Here is a 17619-nt window from a genome sequence, read left to right as displayed (position 1 = left end):
AATGGGTAATAAAAAAGCCGGATAAATTATCCGGCTTTTTCTATTTTTATGTCAGAGATTAAATTTTTTCTCCGTTAACGAAGACTTCGTATCCTATTTCGACATTAGGCTCTAAAGTTTTTGATACAGAACAGTATTTTTCAAAAGATAGTTCTGCTGCCTTTTGAGCTTTTTTAGGATCAATTTTTCCTTCTAAAAGAAATTTCACGTTGATTGACTTAAAAGGCTTGGCATCATCTACCTGAACTCTTTCTCCTTCTACTTCTGCCTGAAAACTTTTAATTTCCTGACGTTGCTTCTTTAAAATAGAAACTACATCTATTCCGCTGCATCCTGCTACTGCCATTAGTACACTCTCCATTGGAGAAACTCCTTTAGCTCCCGGCTGGGAAGTATTATCTAAAAGAATAGAATTTCCTTGAGCGTTTGTACATTCAAATAAAAAGTCGTCGTTTATTCTGTTAAGTGTAATTTTCATTGTACGGATTTATATTTCAGGATTTTTTTATATTCTTATTCAAATATAAAAAACTTTGTGGATTAAACCTTGGGCTAAGACATGATATCAACCATAGCCTGAAAAAGATTATCTGGATTTTCTGCAATTCGGTTACACATGTACAAATACCATTCATCACCATACACTATATACTGTCTGCATGGGTAACCTTCTTTATACGTTTCATTCAACAGATCTTCCTGTATTCCCAGTAGCATTTCAAATTCATACTTAGATTTTGGAATATCATATTGTTCAATGAGCTCTTTAACTCTATTTTGAACTATATTATGATGGGTAGCAATAGAACACCTTCTGTTTTTAAGGAAAAGTGTTTCAATATATTTAATGTATAGATCGTCTAAATGTTTTCCTCTCTCTACAGCATGTCCTGAAGGAACGGCAAAAGCCCCTTTTACAATTCTTATTTTCCCTTGTGTTTCATTCAATATTCGTTCAAGGTCTTTTGGAGTACGGTTTAAATAAGCCTGAAGGGTAATTCCTACATTGGGAAAATCAGGCGATATTTTACAAAAGGTATTAATAATATTATCAGTTCTATCAATTCCCTCTGCGCTAATCACTATTTCAATATTTTTTTTATAAGCTGATTCTGCTAATAACACTAAATTATTATAAGCGAGATCCTTATCAATTGCAAGACCTATATGAGATAAATCCAAAGAAATGATAGAATTAATATTCTCTTCTTTCACTTTATTAATCAAATTAGTGAAATGTTGAGTTACCAATTCTGATTCTTCCACAGAACGGGTACTTTCCCCCATAAACTCTAGTGAAGTTGGAAGTCCTTTAGCATTAATTCTTTTAGCAGTAACAATAGCTTCTTCCATTTTTTCTCCTCCTATATATCTTTTAGCTGCTTTCAGTAAGAGTTTAAAGAGCTCAGGATTGTTAAGAATATATTCTTTTGCCCCTTCATTTAATGCAGCTATTTTCAAAAGTGCACCTGCCTTTTCTTTTAGTTCCATTTTATTTTTTGATTTGTAATTTAAAATATTTTATAAAATTCCTCTCGCTTTTATCTCCAAATACTTATTGATAACATCGATATTCAAATTTTCCGGAAGGGTATATACGGTATAGATTCCATACTTACGAAGCTCCTGAATGATGAGTTTCTTTTCAAATTCAAATTTTTCGGCTACAATTTCATCATAGATTTCCTGCATATTTTCAGGATTCTTGTTAATCATGGTCTGTAGTTCTGAGTTCTTGAAAAACACGACTACCAACAAGTGATTCTTTGCAATTCCACGAAGATATTTCAATTGTCGGTTCAATCCGTCCAACGTTTCAAAATTGGTAAACAGCAAAATTAGACTTCTCTGATTGAGGGAGTATTTCACATCCTGATACAATCGGTTGAAATCACTTTCAAAGAAATCTGTTTTAATATTATAAAGTGCCTCTGATATTTTTTTCAGCTGTCCGGATTTATTCTCGGCTGCAATTTTATTTTCAGCCTTTTTTGAGAATGTCATCATCCCAGCTCTGTCTCCTTTTCTTAAAATAATATGGGACAGTGCCATGGTAGCATTGATGGAATAATCCAGCAAACTTAATCCATTAAAAGGCATTTTCATTGTTCGTCCCTTATCAATCAGCATAAAAATACGTTGTGATTTTTCATCCTGAAACTGATTAACCATTAATCGATTAGCCTTAGATGTAGCTTTCCAGTTAATTGTTCTGATGTCATCTCCGGGAACATATTCCTTGATTTGTTCAAACTCCATGGTATGTCCCAGTTTTCTCACTTTCTTGATTCCTCCTAATAAAAATTCACTCTGTAAAGCCATCAGCTCATATTTTCTGAGATGAACAAAGGATGGATAAGACGCTAGCGTCGCATCTTTCTGAAAATTAAATCTTTTTGAAACAAATCCTAGCGGCGATGAAGCATAAATGTTCAGACTTCCAAATTGATATTCTCCTCTTTCCTTAGGTTCTAAAGTATATTGAAAGAAAGTATTTGCTCCGGGGTTAATCTGTTTTTCAATCAGGAAATCTCTTTTCTGAAATTGAAACGGAATTTCATCAATAATTTTAGCAGTGATCTTAAAGCTGTAATTATTTTTAATGTCAATCTTCACAAAATTTTCATCACCATTGGACAACTTTTCGGGTAATATCCTCTGTGCCTGCAAAGCATTTTTTTGATTAAAAATCAGCAAATAGTCTACCATGGCGGCAAGAAAACAGAGTAACAATACAATATGGGCAACCCACATCAACCCCGGAAAGAAAAATGCAAGAACATACAGTACCCCCACTCCGATGAGTGTAAAGAAGAAACGTGTATTAATGTATAAGTTTTTCATTGTTTAGGTGGCGGGTAGCAGATTATAGGTTACAATCTACTCTCCTATCTAGGAATTTCTATTCCTTCTAAAATTTGACGGATAATTTCATCGGCAGTAAGGCCTTCCATTTCTCTTTCCGGAGAAACGATTACTCTATGTCTTAACACAGCATAGCTTGCTTCCTTAATATCTTCCGGAGTTACAAAATCTCTTCCTCTTAATGCTGCAAAAGCTTTGGAAGCCGTAAGAAGTGCCAAGGATGCTCTTGGTGAAGCCCCCAGATATAAGAATTGATTTTCTCTGGTATTAATAATGATTTTAGCAATATATTCCATCAACTGAGCCTCTACAATGATTTCTTTTACCAAATGCTGATATCCTTTCAGTTGCTCTGCAGTAATCACTTTGTTTACACCCTCTGTTTTATCTTCTTTCTTGCTTTCGTGCTGATTCTTAATAATGGTAATTTCCTGTTCAAGATTAGGATACCCTACATTAATTTTGAATAGAAAACGGTCAAGCTGAGCTTCAGGAAGCCTGTATGTTCCTTCATGCTCTATAGGGTTTTGTGTAGCCACCACAAGGAAAGGTTCATCCATAATGTAACGGGTACCATCCATCGTGATCTGTCTTTCTTCCATTACTTCAAACAATGCAGCCTGTGTTTTCGCCGGCGATCTGTTGATCTCATCAATCAATATAAAATTGGAGAAAATAGGTCCTTTTTTAAACTCAAATTCAGAGTTTTTCACATTGAATATTGAAGTTCCCAGGATATCGGAAGGCATCAAATCCGGTGTAAACTGAATTCTGCTGAAACCTACGTCAATGGTCTTTGCCAATAGCTTAGCTGTAATTGTTTTGGCAACTCCGGGAACTCCTTCAATTAGTACATGGCCATTAGAAAGCAATGCTGCTAACAGATGTTCTATCATGCTCTCCTGTCCTACAATCACCTTGCCTATTTCGGCTTTTACTTTATCCAGACTTGCACGAAGCTCAATCATATCAATACGGGACTGAAACTGATCTTCGTTTTTATTAAGGTTTATAGAAGTTTGATTTTCTATATTTTCGTTATCAAAGTTTTCCATAATTTTTATCTTTGGTTTTTCGATAGAACTCATTCTATCTTTTATTAAATCATCCTATTAGGATTCTCTTATTTTAATATTTCATCAAGGAGCTTATTCATTCTTACCAGATCTTCTTTCATCACACTGGAATAGGGATCCTGTCCTTTTTTGATAAGATGAATTGCTTCATTAATCATTTCCATTGTTTTTCCGGTCTTTAATTGTAGCTTTTTGGCAAATTCATCATCTAAATTCTGGGTATCAATAAGAAAATCCATTCTTACCTTATTCAGGAAATATTGGGCTTTTTTGGCCATCATATCATGAAAATCTCTTTCCTGAAGATAAAGATTTCCAATGCTTTTTACAAAATCTAATGATGTATTTCGCAATGGTTCTATGACGGGGACAATTCTCTGTTTTCTCTTGGCATTAAAGAAGATGAAAAGGATCAATCCACCCAGAAATACCCACCAGGCATACTTCAACGCTGGATTTCCCAATATAAATCTCATAAAGAAACTTGAGGCCTTGGTGCTACCTTCCACAAACCAAAGGGTCTCCCTGTCCTGAAGATAAGAGAATACATCCTGTGCATACTTTACACTTCCAGGTTTCAACAGATAATAATTGGTAAGAAAAAGAGGTTCGCTGTGAACATATATATTCCCTTTCCCAAACTTCACTTTAATAAAGTTGGCCTGATCTGTATTCTTGTCCTCTACTGTTTTCCCGAGTACTTCAACATTAGGTTTAATGAATGAAAACCCTCTACCAGACGGAAATTTATCCAATTTAATAAAATCATTCTGATATTTTGTATCGGTAAGTTTCAAGACATTCTGCTCTTCAAAAGAAATCTCCGAATCATAAAATCCGATGCTATCTGAAATTTCCTTAGGCATCCGGCTCACAATCAATAATGCATCTGAGCCTCCTGATACCTGATCCAGAATTTTCTTCCAGGATTCACCATCAATATCATTTTCAATAACAACAATATTGTGGTTGTTTTTTTTGTGCTGACTGTAGTATTCATAAGGAGCCTGATCAATCTTTTTCAGATTGTTCTTAAAAAGATCCTTGGCTTCATTATTAAAAACAAACAGGCCAAAAGGAGACTTCTCATTGATGTCAAAATTTTTACGCCAGTTGGTGGTTTCTTTTTTATTAACTTCAAGCAATGCCAAAATAACCATCACAACGATGAAGATTACAGCATATATTCTGAAAGTCTTATTCATGGTGAGTTGAGTTATGGTTTAAATGCCTGATACTGATTTTTAAATTTCTGATAGCTCTGTTCTTCAATATTGAATTCTCCATACCAGACATAATCAAAGATGTAAGATAAATCTGAAAATTCATTTTTAAGATTCGGAGCTTTTAATTCTGCCACATAATCCTTGTTGGTTTTCTCAGGATTCCAGTTGATTAGTTTCTTATCACTTAATTTTTTGAGAGCGAATAGAAATTGATAACGAACTGCTGAACGATAGTCTCCTGCACGTTCAAAATTTGCAATACTTTCAGGGAAATTAATTTCATGGATGTTTTCATGCAGTTCCTCCACATTCAGATTCAGCTTTTTATTCTTTTTACCGAAAATAAAGTTTCCATCTTTACCAAGAACATACTTAATAATAAAATAAAGTAGAAACCCAACCAAAAGGATGGCAAAAAGACGAACAAGTGCCATTGTAAACTCGGAAGATTTAGCAAAAACTTTCTCCCCAAAAATACCTTGTAAAATACGGTCGATTTTTCTCAATAGCTTTTGCCAGAAAGATTCTCTTGGCTTTGATACTGAATAATCAAACTCATTTCCTTTATATCTTGACGGAATATTCTTCTTAAATTCTTTGGGATACGCTGTATTTTCTGTAATCGGTTGTTTCATCAATACAGAATCTGCACGAAGCATATTATGGTAGTGACCTGTTGTGTACAGAGAATCACCCAGATAATCATCTTCAGAGCCATCATCCTGAGCTTTAACAAGGCCCAGTGAAAAGAAAAGCAGTATAAAAATTAAAAACCTATTCATTGATACCAATCGTGTCTATTTCTTCAAGTTCAACTTTCTGGTGAAGATCTGTTCTGCTGTCATAATACATGAATCCGGCATTCACATACAACAGATTCGAAAGCAAGAATGAAAGCAGCATTGAAATTCCATAGAATACAAAAAAGATAATTCCTACAGTACCGGTAAAAGGATTTTGTTCAAAATTTCCATCCGGAGCAGAGGTAAGAACTGATCCATAAACAAAAATCATAGGAACGTAGGTGAAAATAGAACTGGCAATGGATATCATGATAAACATAATAAATGCACCAGCCCAATACTTCCAATAGGGTGACTTTTCACTCCCATTAGGATAAGAAAACTGTGATCGTATGGAATAACTCAGGCTTTCCCAAAAACCTCTCCCTGAATTAAAATAATCATACATCAGAAATGTAATCACGTTAAATAAGGTAGGATAAACAAGTACTATTAGGAAAAACCCAATAATAATAAATATCAGGATATAGGAAAAAGCTACAATAAATAATGCCAATGGAATTACAATAAAAGTCATCCCGAGACATAGTTTAGCAATTCTGCCTAAGTTTTTCTTAAAATCGTCTAATATTTCATCAGTTTTTATTTTTTCAGCTCCCTGTGCAATTCTTTTCAGATAGAAAACAGGATATAAGTAATTAACAATTGCCAGAATCATACAAAGCAAAAACGTTAATATTCCTACCCCAATCAGCATTCCTGCATTATTAGAGAAATATCGTTCAAAATAATAAGAATCCCCATCTAAATTTGATCCGAAAATCTGTGAAAAAAGTTCTCTATAACCAAAAATAAAAACAGTAACCATTAAGATCAACAGCAATCCATTGATCAAAAGATAATTTTTAAAATAATTCTTTCCATATACCTTGAAAAAGTTGAAGCTGTCACTAATGAAAGTTCCAAAATCTCTTTTTTTATAAAATTGTATCATTGGTGTGTTTATTAGTTTTTTTATTCACAATAGACGGATACACAAGATAGTAAAATATTACAATGGCCAGTGAGCCGAAAATAATCATCAGGTTTAAAATCAAGGGCATCTTTAATGCATGTCTTGTAACATACCCCTCAATGATTCCTGCACAGATCGTGAATGGAATGGTGCTTAAAAATATTTTGAAAGAATCTTTAAATCCTTTTTTAAAGGAGTTAAATCTTGACAAAGTTTTCGGAAATAAAATAGAAGCTCCAAGAATCAATCCGCACATCGCTTCTACCACCATGGCAAAGATCTCAAATACCCCATGAAGCCAGATTCCTCTTGCGCTGTCTTTCAATGCTCCATAATCATAGAAAAAGTATTGAAAGGACCCCAACATTACACTATTGGAGAGCAAAGCGAATAGAGTTCCCACACCTCCGGCAACTCCATACATATATAGTTTGGCTCCTACTTTAATATTATTAAAAATAATTCCTATTGTAGTTCCCCATGTAGTTCCACTCTGGTAAACACCTACCGCATTATTATTCTTAATATTTTCAATGGTTTCGTTTACATAACTTTCTCCAAGAATGATATTAACAAAGTCCTTATCATAGATGGCAGAAAGTACTCCTATCGAAGTAAAAAGAATAAAAAACAGAAAAGCATACAGTAAATATCTTCTGTACTGATATACCAACAACGGAACTTCAGTTTTAAAGAAATAAACCAGTCTGTTCTCCTCTACTCTTTTCGTTTTATAGATTTTTTGAAAGATCTGGGAGGATAAGTGATTCAGATAAACAGTGGTATTACTTTTGGGATAGTAAGTCTGTGCAAAAGAAAGATCATTGATCAGGTTAATATACAACGAAGACAGGTCATCAGGATTTTTTTTAATTTTCCCATCAATAACCTGTTCTATTCCCAACCATTTTTCTTTATTTTGTTTAATGAAATAAACTTCTCTCATAATTGTAAGGCTAAAATAATAAAAATTATGTCTCAAATTGCGATAAATACCTCACAAAATGTAAATATTAACTTTAACATTGCCAGTGTAGGAGAAAGGATGCTCGCTTTCATTATTGACCTTCTGATAAGGGTTGCCTATGTGATTATAGTACTCTATCTTTTCTTCAATGTTTTTGATTTGGGATATCTGCTAAACGGCCTTGATCAATGGTCCGTTATGGCTGTATATATTATTCTTACATTCCCTACCTACATTTATCCCGTTGTTTTAGAGAGCCTAATGGAAGGACAGACTCCGGGTAAAAAACTCATGAAGATAAGAGTAGTGAAAATTGATGGCTATCAGGCTAGCTTTGGAGATTATATGATCCGTTGGGTATTCAGACTGGTAGATGTATCTTTTGCCGGAGTTGTAGGTCTAATTTCAATGATTATTTCCAAAGATAACCAACGTTTGGGAGACATCGCTTCAGGAACTGCTGTCATTTCACTTAAGAATAACATCAATATTTCCCATACCATTTTGGAAAATATTCATGAAAATTATATTCCCTCATTCCCACAGGTTATTGCCTTGAGTGATAATGACATGAGAATAATCAAGGATAACTATACCAAGGCTTTAAAAATAGATGACCGCCAAATTATCCGTAAACTTTCGGATAAAATTAAAAGTATTCTGAAACTGGAAATAGATCCTACAAAAATGACAGAGAAACAGTTTATTAATGTCATTATTAAAGATTACAACTATTACACTGGGAAAGATAATTAGTGAATATAAAACTGTCAATGGTCAATTTTACTTATTAAATAAGACAATAAAATAACCACCGCTTATTACTCACAATTTCGTATATTTATTAACAGTAAAGCCTTAAGTTATGAATTTTGAAAACAACAGATCCGGAAACGGCGGATTTCTTACCCTTAATAACGAAGTAAAAGAAGTTGGAAGATTAACCTATACTATTTTCCCGGAAGATCACAAGTTTATCATTTCGTTTGTACTTGTCCACCCTGAGTTTGAGGGCAAGGGAATGGGAAAATACTTAGTGGAAGAAGCCATCAGATTTGCAAGAGAAAACAACTGGAAAGTATACCCTCATTGTTCTTACGCAAGATCCGTTATGACAAGAATGAGTGATGTAGAAGATATTTTTTTAAAGAATTAAAACTTCATTCAGTAGGATATCTTCAATGTCATTTGGATAATCTACCTCCAGATGATGATCAGAAGCTACCCACTCCATAATCTCCTGTAAATTTAAAACCTTAGAATTGGGAATTCCCATTTTGTCTAGCGCACAAGCATTACATTCCTGTTCATATTGATTATGGATAGGAATTACAAACAGTTTTTTATTCATAAAAAGGGCTTCAGCTGGAGCCTCAAAACCTGCATTACATAAAATACCCTCGCAGCCTTCAAAATATTTTAGGTACTGCATTTCATCAATAGGAAATACTTCAACATTTTTCACTTTAACCTGCACTTTACTGTATTTGGAAAAAACTTTCCATTCCACAGGAATTTTCCTTAGAATCTTAATAATATTTTCGTCCGCAAAACTCGGAAGATAAACAAGATAATACCCTTGTTTATAAGGATTGAGATTCCTGATCTTTTTACGGATTACAGGCTTCTTGATCTGTGGATGATAATTTTCAAAGTGAAAACCTATTTTTCTTTCGCTGGGAACATAATATTTCAAAATCAGTTCTCCCAGAAAATCTTTCTTTTTAGGTTTTGGAGTTTCAGAAAAACTCATTGATGCCTGATGACTCAGTTCTATCATCGGAAGCTTTTTCAATTTAGAAGCCCAACCGGTTAAAGGTTCATAATCATTAATAATGAGATCATATTTTGAAAGTTCCAGATCCCTTATTGTTTTTGCAGCTTCAATAAATTTATTATCAGTAAATGTTTTGCGATAGGATAAACCGCCTGTTTTGTTATAAAGAAGAGAAATACCTCTATGTTGGAAATTAATGTCGAAATCAGCCTTTAATTGCGACTGATGCCCACTGATCAATGTATCTACCGAAGCATATTTTTTGAGAATTGGAATAATTTCCTGTGCTCTGGCTACATGACCGTTTCCAGTACCTTGAAATGCATACAAGATCTTCATTTAGGTAAAATTAGTTACTATTTTTAAAAGTGCAGAATTGTCCATCTCCTGAATTTCCTCTGTTTCATCATCTTTCAGTAAATGTTTATGTTCATCATAGTAAAAGATCTTCCATTCCTTATCATTGTATTCCAGTGCAGACAGATTTTCAATCCAATCTCCGGAATTCAGATAAGTACAAGATCCTTTTTTATTAACAACCTCCCTAATCTGTGGCTGGTGAATATGTCCACAAACAACATAATCATAATGATTGTCTATAGCGAGTTCAGAAGCAGTTAATTCAAAGTCTCCAATATACTTTACCGCTTTCTTCACATTGTTTTTAATTTTTTTTGAAAATGAATATTTTTCCTTACCCATTTTTTCCAAAAACCAGTTCACAACATTATTGATGATGATTAAAAGATCATATCCCTTTCCACCAAGCTTGGCAATCCATTTGGAATGTTGAACTGAAGCATCAAAAACATCACCATGAAAGATCCAGGTTTTCTTCTGATCAATAGTCAGACAAATTTTATTACAAACCTTAAGCTTCCCGAGTTCAAAATCGGTAAACTTACGGAACATCTCATCGTGGTTCCCCGTAATATAGTAAACGTCTGTATTCTTGGTAGCAAATGAAAGAATCTTTCTGATCACTTTCAAATGAGGTTTAGGGAAGTAAGACTTTTTGAACTGCCAGATATCGATAATATCGCCATTCAAAACCAAAGTTTTTGGCTGGATAGAATTGAGGTACCTCAGTAATTCTTTAGCCTTACATCCATAAGTTCCCAAATGAACATCCGATATGACAACTAATTCAACGTTTCTTTTCATCCGTATATTTTCAGCTTTTTTATTTTGCCGAATGAAACGCCCCAATGCTCCTTATTATATATAAAAAGTACTTTAAGGCATTTCATAGTTTTATACAAAGAAACTAATTGAAAGTTAACTGTATATGAATGCTATATTATTTCTTATAAAGAGTTCATCAGCTCTTCTGTGATTTCCATGTTATGATAAACGTTCTGAACATCATCGTCATCTTCAAAACGCTCAAGCATTTTCATATTTGCTTTAAACTGTTCTTCGTTTACCTCTTTTGTATTGTTTGGAATTCTTTGTAATTCTGCACTTTTTGCCTCAACACCAAGTTCATCTAACTTATGAGATAACGAACCGAAATCTTCAAAAGCAGTTGTAATCATTACTTCTTCCTCATCTTTTTCTACATCTTCTGCACCACCATCAATCATTTCCATTTCGAAGTCATCCCAATCCATTTTAATTTGAGCCAAATCAATTGTGAAAATACCTTTTCTGTCGAAAATAAATGCTAGTTCTCCATTCTTTCCAAGGTTACCGTCAAACTTGTTAAAAATAGCTCTTACGTTTGCTACAGTTCTTGTTGTATTATTTGTAGTACATTCTACAAAAAAAGCAACACCACCCTGTCCGTATCCTTCATAAGTAACTTCTTCATAGTTTTCAGCATCAGCGCCGCTGGCTTTTTTAATTGCTCTTTCAACGTTATCCTTAGGCATATTAGCCCCTTTCGCGTTCTGGATACATCTTCTCAATGCCGGATTAGCTTCAGGATCTACTCCACCTGCTTTTACTGCTAATGCAATATCCTTACCTATTTTAGAGAATGTTTTGGCCATTTTATCCCATCTGGCCATTTTAGAAGCTTTTCTATATTCAAATGCTCTTCCCATTTTATTTTTAAAATTTTCAACAAAATTACTTAAAAGTCCACAAAAAAAAAATACCTCCAATAGATTGGAGGTATTCATTATTTAGAAAAATTAATTATTTTTTCTTTTTAGCAGCAGCTTTTTTCTTAGCTGGAGCTTTTTTAGTTGCTTTTTTAACAGCAGCTTTCTTAACTGGAGCATCAGCATAATCTTTCTTAGCGATTGCACTCCACTCTGATTCGTTTTCGATAGCTTTTACAACTACTTTTCTGTCAACTTGTCTTTCAGCATCTGTAGCTTTAGCAGGAATAGTAGCTTTAGTAGCACCTACACCTACTGATTTAAGAGCGTTAGCATCTACACCTCTTGCATCTAAAGCAGCAACTACAGAAGCAGCTCTTTCTCTAGATAATTTCAAGTTGTAAGCAGCAGCACCTTTAGCATCAGTTCTACCTTCTAATAGATAGTGACCTCCATCTTTCTTAATGATTTCAGCAGCTCTATCTAATGCTCCTTTAGACTCAGCTTTGATTGAAGCTTTGTTGAAGTCAAAGAATACACTCTTGAATGTAGTTTCAACTTCTTCAGCAGTTTTAGTCTTAGGCTTAGGACATCCGTTGTATTCTGGAAGACCTGGAACAGTAGGACAAGCATCATCTTTATCTAAGATACCGTCACCGTCTGTGTCTGGCCAAGGACAACCATTGTTTTCAGCAGGACCTGCTACTGTAGGACAAGCATCATCTTTATCGATAACACCGTCACCATCTGTATCTGGCCAAGGACAACCGTTGTTTTCAACTGGACCAGCTACATCTGGACACTGATCGTCTTTATCTGGAACTCCATCTCCGTCAGTATCAGGACATCCTTGGAATTCTGGTAAACCTGGTGTATCTGGACAAAGGTCATCTTTATCTAGGATACCATCCTTATCTCTATCTCTGTTTCCGAATCTAAATAAGATAGATGCAGAAGCTTGCCAGAAGTTAGCAACTGAAGATTTATCACCTGGAGTTGATACATAGTCACCTTGGATACCAAGTCCGAAGTTTTTAGTTACCCAGAAGTTAGCACCAGCACCTGTAGCTAAAGCAAAGTGATTTGCTTTACCATTCTCGTTACCATCTTTTCCGTTTGGAACAGATTCTCCTTTGAAGTCATTTCTTGGGAAAGCAAGACTAGTGTAATCATGTCTTAAATAGTTGGCACCAACTCTTAAGTAAGGATCAAACCAAGACTCCTCGTTCCATAAAAGACCTGCAGCTTTCGCCTGGAAACCAATACCTGTCATTAGGAAAAATTCTTTCCCCATGTTGAATCTTTTGTTTTCAACATTACCAACAGAAGTTTGCCAGTCAATAACTAAACCTTTACCAATGTTTCTAGCAACTGTTAACTTAGATAACGGAGGTGTAATAGAGAAGTTGTTCAAATTGAACATTCTCTTCGTTAAATTATTAGCAGAGAACGTGTTACTGAATCCCGTCTGTGCTGCCTTGTGATTTTCCGCATGAGCACCAACTCCGATTAACCACGGATTGTTGGTAGTCTGGGCAAAGACAGTAGAGGCAACAGTAAGCGCCAATGCTGAAATTCCTAATTTTAGATTTTTCATAGAATTAAATGATTAAATAATTGATAATGCAAAATAAATATAATTTTTCTTTATATACAAAGTTTTTCAGATGATTTTTAACTTTTCTTTAATATTCTGTCCAGGTTCCGTTTATTTTCTCTATCTTTTATCGCCTCCCTTTTATCGAAAAGTTTTTTCCCTCTACCAAGTGCTATCAGCACTTTTGCTTTACCTCGATCAGTGATATATAACTTTAAGGCTATGATAGTGTTCCCTGCATCCTTTAACTTTTTTTCAAGTTTCTGTAATTCTTTTTTGTGCAAGAGCAATTTCCGTTCCCTTTTTGTCTTATGGTTGTAAAAAGTTCCTAATTTATACTCATCAATCATCATATTTATAATGTATAATTCCCCATCAATAAACTGACAGAACGATTCTGTAATAGATGCTTTGGAGGAGCGCAAAGATTTTATTTCTGTACCCGTCAAAACCATTCCGGCTTCGTATTCTTCAAGAATCTCATATTCAAAGCGGGCTCTTTTATTTAATATACTAACTGTTTTTTCAATCTTCATCATTTTAAAATTTCGTTAATGAAATATATAAAAAATACGATACATTTAAAAACTTGACTATTATAATATTACAAAATACCCAAATTCTTTTCGTAATTTTGCGCCAAATTTACAAAACTATATGTTAACAGTATCTAACTTATCTTTACAATTCGGGAAAAGAGTTCTTTTTGACGAGGTAAATATTATGTTTACCAAAGGAAACTGCTACGGGATTATCGGAGCAAACGGTGCAGGAAAGTCTACATTCCTTAAAATATTAACAGGAAAGCAGGATCCAACAACAGGACACATATCTTTGGAACCAGGAAAAAGAATGTCTGTATTGGAGCAGGATCACTTTGCTTTTGATCAGTATACTGTTCTTGAAGCTGTTTTAAGAGGGAACAAAAAATTATTTGAGATAAAGGAGGAAATGGATGCGTTATACGCAAAAGAAGATTTCTCTGATGAAGACGGAATTAAAGCAGGTGAACTAGGTGTAATCTATGATGAAATGGGTGGATGGACTGCTGAACCGGATGCACAAACTATGCTTTCAAATGTAGGAGTTAAAGATGACATGCATTGGCAAATGATGAGTGAACTTGAGAACAAAGACAAAGTAAAAGTTCTTTTGGCTCAGGCACTTTTCGGAAACCCTGATGTATTGATTCTGGATGAACCTACCAACGACCTTGACATTGATACAATTTCTTGGTTAGAAGATTTCCTTGCTGATTATGAAAATACTGTAATTGTGGTATCTCACGACCGTCACTTCTTAGATACAGTTTGTACTCACATCGGAGATTTAGATTATGCTAAACTTAACCTTTATACAGGTAACTACTCTTTCTGGTATCAGGCTTCTCAGCTAGCTACAAGACAAAGAGCTCAGGCCAACAAGAAAGCTGAAGAGAAGAAAAAAGAGCTTCAGGACTTCATTGCTAGATTTAGCTCTAACGTTGCTAAGGCAAAACAAGCTACTGCAAGAAAGAAGATGATCGACAAATTAAACATTGACGATATTAAACCGTCTTCAAGAAGATATCCGGCTATTATTTTCGAAATGGAAAGAGAAGCAGGAGATCAAATCTTGGATGTAAAAGGTCTTGAAAAAACAAAAGACGGTGAACTATTATTTTCTAATATAGATCTAAACCTTAAAAAAGGAGATAAAGTAGCTGTACTTTCTAAAAACTCTTTAGCTATCACAGAATTTTTCGAAATTTTAGCTGGGAATGTTGAAGCAGACAAAGGAAATGTTGCTTGGGGAGTTACTACAAACCAGTCTCACATGCCTTTAGACAACACAAAATTCTTCCAGGAAGATCAAAGCTTGGTTGATTGGTTGAGACAATTCACTAAGAATGATGAAGAGCGTCACGAAGAATTCGTAAGAGGATTCTTAGGAAGAATGCTTTTCTCAGGTGATGAAGCGTTGAAATCTTGTACGGTACTTTCCGGAGGTGAAAAAATGAGATGTATGTTCAGTAGAATGATGCTTCAGAAAGCTAACGTTCTTTTATTAGACGAACCTACCAACCACTTGGATCTTGAAAGTATTACGACTTTGAACAACTCATTGTCTAACTTCAAAGGAAATCTTTTATTGGCATCTCATGACCACGAAATGCTTTCAACTGTCTGTAACAGAATCATCGAATTGACTCCTAGCGGAATCATCGATAGAGAAATGACTTATGACGAATACCTTGGAGATAAAAAGGTAAAAGAATTAAGAGAAAAAATGTATTCTTAATCTGATCTGAATACAGAATCAAATAAAGAAACCTCAAAGCATTGCTTTGAGGTTTTTCTTTTAAACAATAAATAAAATAATTATTTTGTAAGTTTTGCTGTTGGAAGAGCTACAGTTCCCGGATCTTTCCATAATCCATCTTTTTCTGCTCTTTTCTTGATTGCCTGTGCTCTTTTCTCACTATCAGGGTGAGAGTTAAACATTTTTTCAAAACCTGTTTGTGTACTTCCTTGTGAAAGCAAAGCTAGTTTTTTGAAAGCTGTATAAGCTCCTACTACATCATATTTATTGGCTTTCATGAAGTCATATGAATAAGTATCCGCTTCAGACTCTTGTTTTTTACTGTGAGAAGCATCTAAAAATGCATTAGCCATCTTACCCACCTGGCTATCATTAAGAGTAGCTACTGCGTTGGAAGCCGATGAAGCCGCATCTAATGCTGCTGCTTTTAAATAAGCAGATTTCATAGCATCTTTTGTATCTTCATTTTTTACGTGGCCAATTTCGTGACCGATTACAGCTAACAACTCATTATCCGTCATGATATCCATTAAGGATGAAAATACACGCACACTTCCATCTGCACAAGCAAAAGCATTGATATCTTTCACTTTATAAACTTTATAGTTTAAGTTCAGACCGTCTTGAGATTTGTGTTTTCCAAACAGTTTGTTCAGTCTTACAGTATACGGATCTTTTGGCCCCGCTACTGCATTGTTTTTATCCATCCAATCTACTGATTCTTTGGATAATTTAACAGCATCCTCGTTGGTAAAAGTTAAGGCTTTAGCACCATTTGAAACTATTCCGGCAGCTTTACCAAGATTAATTTTTTGTGCACTGATTGAATTCATTGCCCCTAAAAGAGAAAGGCACACGATAATTTTTTTCATAGTCATTTAAATTTGGACGACGAAGATAACCATTTTTCAACAATAATAAACTTAAAAGCGTAAACTCTATTTTTTTAATTTTAAAGGAAAAAATGAAAGCCATTTACCTGTTTACTCTATTCTTCTTTTCTTTATTCGAAGGGCAGGAAAAAATAAAATACAACATGCCCGATTATGAAGATGTAATGATGACCTCCAATACTTATAATCTACCTTTTAATGTCAACTTCACATCATCCACCTACCCCAAAAATTTAAAAAGACTTGAACAGAAAAGCAATGGAGAATACCTTAATATTTTAGAGTATGATAAAAATGGAAATTTGATTTATAAATATTATCGACAATATGTAAGTGAAAACTGGAGCGGAAAATATCTGACCATTATTGAAAGAAATATTTACAATGAAAAAAACCAGCCGGTCAAAACCCTTATGCTACATTCTAATACAGGAGCCAGTTCAAATGAATATCATTATGACGCTGTAGGAAATATAATCCTTGTAAATAGCACAGGAATTCCAATAACCGGAGACAACGAAAATGCCTGGAAATACATTGAAGACTTACTAAAAACCGAGGATTTTGACAAGGATAAAAATATTCTGAAGCTGAATAATAAAAAGGATAAAAGTTCTTATGTTTTTGAATATGATTTTAATAAAAAACTAGTAAAAGCATTCCCTAAGGAACAACCTTCAAATCATGATTTCCATGCTGTGTATCAATTTAATGACTCAAATCAGTTAATGTCAAAGACTGTTTCAGATCAAGGTAAAATCTATTATGACAATTCTTATTTCATTGATTATAAAGATGATAAAAAGATCACAAAAGAATATGATGAAGAAAAGAATTTAAAGCAAATCACAACGGAATATCCTGAGAATAAACTTACTCTTATAGAAACGGTTAATACTGAATATAAATTTGATCAGAAAAGAAAATACTTTGGAAAAGCACTGGTTTTTGATGATAGCTTTACTCAGGATAACAATGAAAAGACATTTGAAAAATATGATTTGGATGAATATAATATCCCTGTAAAGATGATTTTAGAAAAGAATGGAAAAATAGATTCAACCGTCATTTTCACAAATAAGTACGAGTTTTATTAGACTTATTCCTGCTG

Annotated in this window: 18 protein-coding genes; 4 read left to right on the top strand and 14 right to left on the bottom strand. The window is 34.2% G+C overall.

Annotation, left to right across the window (positions count from 1 at the left end; genetic code table 11):
• Nucleotides 1-58: 58 nt before the first annotated feature.
• The 8 genes from C1638_RS13495 to C1638_RS13460 form a co-directional block, all read right to left on the bottom strand.
• Nucleotides 59-478, bottom strand: a complete 420-nt coding sequence (locus C1638_RS13495; protein WP_109621696.1) for an OsmC family protein — start codon at nucleotides 476-478, stop codon at nucleotides 59-61.
• A gap of 74 nt (nucleotides 479-552) precedes the next feature.
• Entirely contained in the window at nucleotides 553-1491 is a 939-nt protein-coding gene (locus C1638_RS13490; protein ID WP_109621694.1) for a proline dehydrogenase family protein, read from the bottom strand.
• A 30-nt stretch (nucleotides 1492-1521) separates the two neighbouring features.
• Nucleotides 1522-2844: a DUF58 domain-containing protein gene (locus tag C1638_RS13485; protein ID WP_109621692.1), complete on the bottom strand. Its 1323-nt coding sequence runs from the start codon at nucleotides 2842-2844 to the stop codon at nucleotides 1522-1524.
• A 44-nt stretch (nucleotides 2845-2888) separates the two neighbouring features.
• Nucleotides 2889-3920: an AAA family ATPase gene (locus C1638_RS13480; RefSeq protein ID WP_109621796.1), complete on the bottom strand. Its 1032-nt coding sequence runs from the start codon at nucleotides 3918-3920 to the stop codon at nucleotides 2889-2891.
• 68 nt (nucleotides 3921-3988) lie between these two features.
• A complete protein-coding gene (locus C1638_RS13475; protein WP_109621690.1) occupies nucleotides 3989-5146 on the bottom strand; it encodes a DUF4350 family protein in 1158 nt (385 codons plus the stop codon).
• 11 nt (nucleotides 5147-5157) lie between these two features.
• Nucleotides 5158-5949: a DUF4129 domain-containing protein gene (locus C1638_RS13470; protein ID WP_109621688.1), complete on the bottom strand. Its 792-nt coding sequence runs from the start codon at nucleotides 5947-5949 to the stop codon at nucleotides 5158-5160.
• The gene (locus tag C1638_RS13465) at nucleotides 5942-6904 is read right to left on the bottom strand and encodes a DUF4013 domain-containing protein (RefSeq protein ID WP_109621686.1); all 963 of its coding nucleotides are present in this window, start codon (nucleotides 6902-6904) and stop codon (nucleotides 5942-5944) included. Before C1638_RS13465 ends, C1638_RS13470 begins: the two co-directional genes overlap by 8 nt.
• Nucleotides 6888-7871: a stage II sporulation protein M gene (locus C1638_RS13460; RefSeq protein ID WP_109621684.1), complete on the bottom strand. Its 984-nt coding sequence runs from the start codon at nucleotides 7869-7871 to the stop codon at nucleotides 6888-6890. Before C1638_RS13460 ends, C1638_RS13465 begins: the two co-directional genes overlap by 17 nt.
• Before the next feature lie 27 nt (nucleotides 7872-7898).
• On the opposite strand from C1638_RS13460, the gene C1638_RS13455 reads away from it, so the two are divergent.
• Nucleotides 7899-8648 carry an RDD family protein gene (locus C1638_RS13455; protein WP_109621682.1) on the top strand — a complete coding sequence of 250 codons (750 nt, stop codon included), beginning with the start codon at nucleotides 7899-7901 and terminating at the stop codon, nucleotides 8646-8648.
• A gap of 109 nt (nucleotides 8649-8757) precedes the next feature.
• Nucleotides 8758-9048: a GNAT family N-acetyltransferase gene (locus C1638_RS13450; RefSeq protein ID WP_109621680.1), complete on the top strand. Its 291-nt coding sequence runs from the start codon at nucleotides 8758-8760 to the stop codon at nucleotides 9046-9048.
• Here the strand turns inward: C1638_RS13450 and C1638_RS13445 are convergent.
• The 5 genes from C1638_RS13445 to smpB all read right to left on the bottom strand — a co-directional run bounded on the left by C1638_RS13445 (nucleotide 9037) and on the right by smpB (nucleotide 13850).
• Nucleotides 9037-10008: a glycosyltransferase family protein gene (locus tag C1638_RS13445; protein ID WP_109621679.1), complete on the bottom strand. Its 972-nt coding sequence runs from the start codon at nucleotides 10006-10008 to the stop codon at nucleotides 9037-9039. The two genes, C1638_RS13450 and C1638_RS13445, sit on opposite strands and share 12 nt — an antisense overlap.
• Nucleotides 10009-10833: a UDP-2,3-diacylglucosamine diphosphatase gene (locus C1638_RS13440; protein WP_109621677.1), complete on the bottom strand. Its 825-nt coding sequence runs from the start codon at nucleotides 10831-10833 to the stop codon at nucleotides 10009-10011. It abuts the gene before it with no gap.
• Nucleotides 10834-10976: 143 nt separating this feature from the next.
• Complete coding sequence (locus tag C1638_RS13435; protein WP_109621794.1) at nucleotides 10977-11717, bottom strand: YebC/PmpR family DNA-binding transcriptional regulator; 741 nt, start codon at nucleotides 11715-11717, stop codon at nucleotides 10977-10979.
• A 94-nt stretch (nucleotides 11718-11811) separates the two neighbouring features.
• Nucleotides 11812-13314 carry an OmpA family protein gene (locus tag C1638_RS13430; protein WP_109621675.1) on the bottom strand — a complete coding sequence of 501 codons (1503 nt, stop codon included), beginning with the start codon at nucleotides 13312-13314 and terminating at the stop codon, nucleotides 11812-11814.
• Nucleotides 13315-13391: 77 nt separating this feature from the next.
• Nucleotides 13392-13850: an SsrA-binding protein SmpB gene (gene smpB / locus C1638_RS13425; RefSeq protein ID WP_109621792.1), complete on the bottom strand. Its 459-nt coding sequence runs from the start codon at nucleotides 13848-13850 to the stop codon at nucleotides 13392-13394.
• A 121-nt stretch (nucleotides 13851-13971) separates the two neighbouring features.
• Here smpB and C1638_RS13420 point away from each other — a divergent pair, with 121 nt between their 5' ends.
• Nucleotides 13972-15594 (top strand): ABC-F family ATP-binding cassette domain-containing protein, encoded by a 1623-nt coding sequence (locus C1638_RS13420; RefSeq protein ID WP_109621673.1) that lies wholly within the window; start codon nucleotides 13972-13974, stop codon nucleotides 15592-15594.
• Between the two features lie 80 nt (nucleotides 15595-15674).
• On the opposite strand, the gene C1638_RS13415 is transcribed toward C1638_RS13420, so the two are convergent.
• A complete protein-coding gene (locus tag C1638_RS13415; protein ID WP_106916781.1) occupies nucleotides 15675-16487 on the bottom strand; it encodes a M48 family metallopeptidase in 813 nt (270 codons plus the stop codon).
• A 92-nt stretch (nucleotides 16488-16579) separates the two neighbouring features.
• Here C1638_RS13415 and C1638_RS13410 point away from each other — a divergent pair, with 92 nt between their 5' ends.
• Nucleotides 16580-17605: a hypothetical protein gene (locus tag C1638_RS13410; RefSeq protein ID WP_109621671.1), complete on the top strand. Its 1026-nt coding sequence runs from the start codon at nucleotides 16580-16582 to the stop codon at nucleotides 17603-17605.
• Nucleotides 17606-17619: the final 14 nt, after the last annotated feature.

Origin of the sequence: Chryseobacterium oncorhynchi, assembly GCF_002899895.1 — a bacterium.
GTDB classification, from domain to species: Bacteria; Bacteroidota; Bacteroidia; order Flavobacteriales; family Weeksellaceae; genus Chryseobacterium; species Chryseobacterium oncorhynchi.
This window is presented reverse-complemented; position numbering and strand designations above follow the sequence as displayed.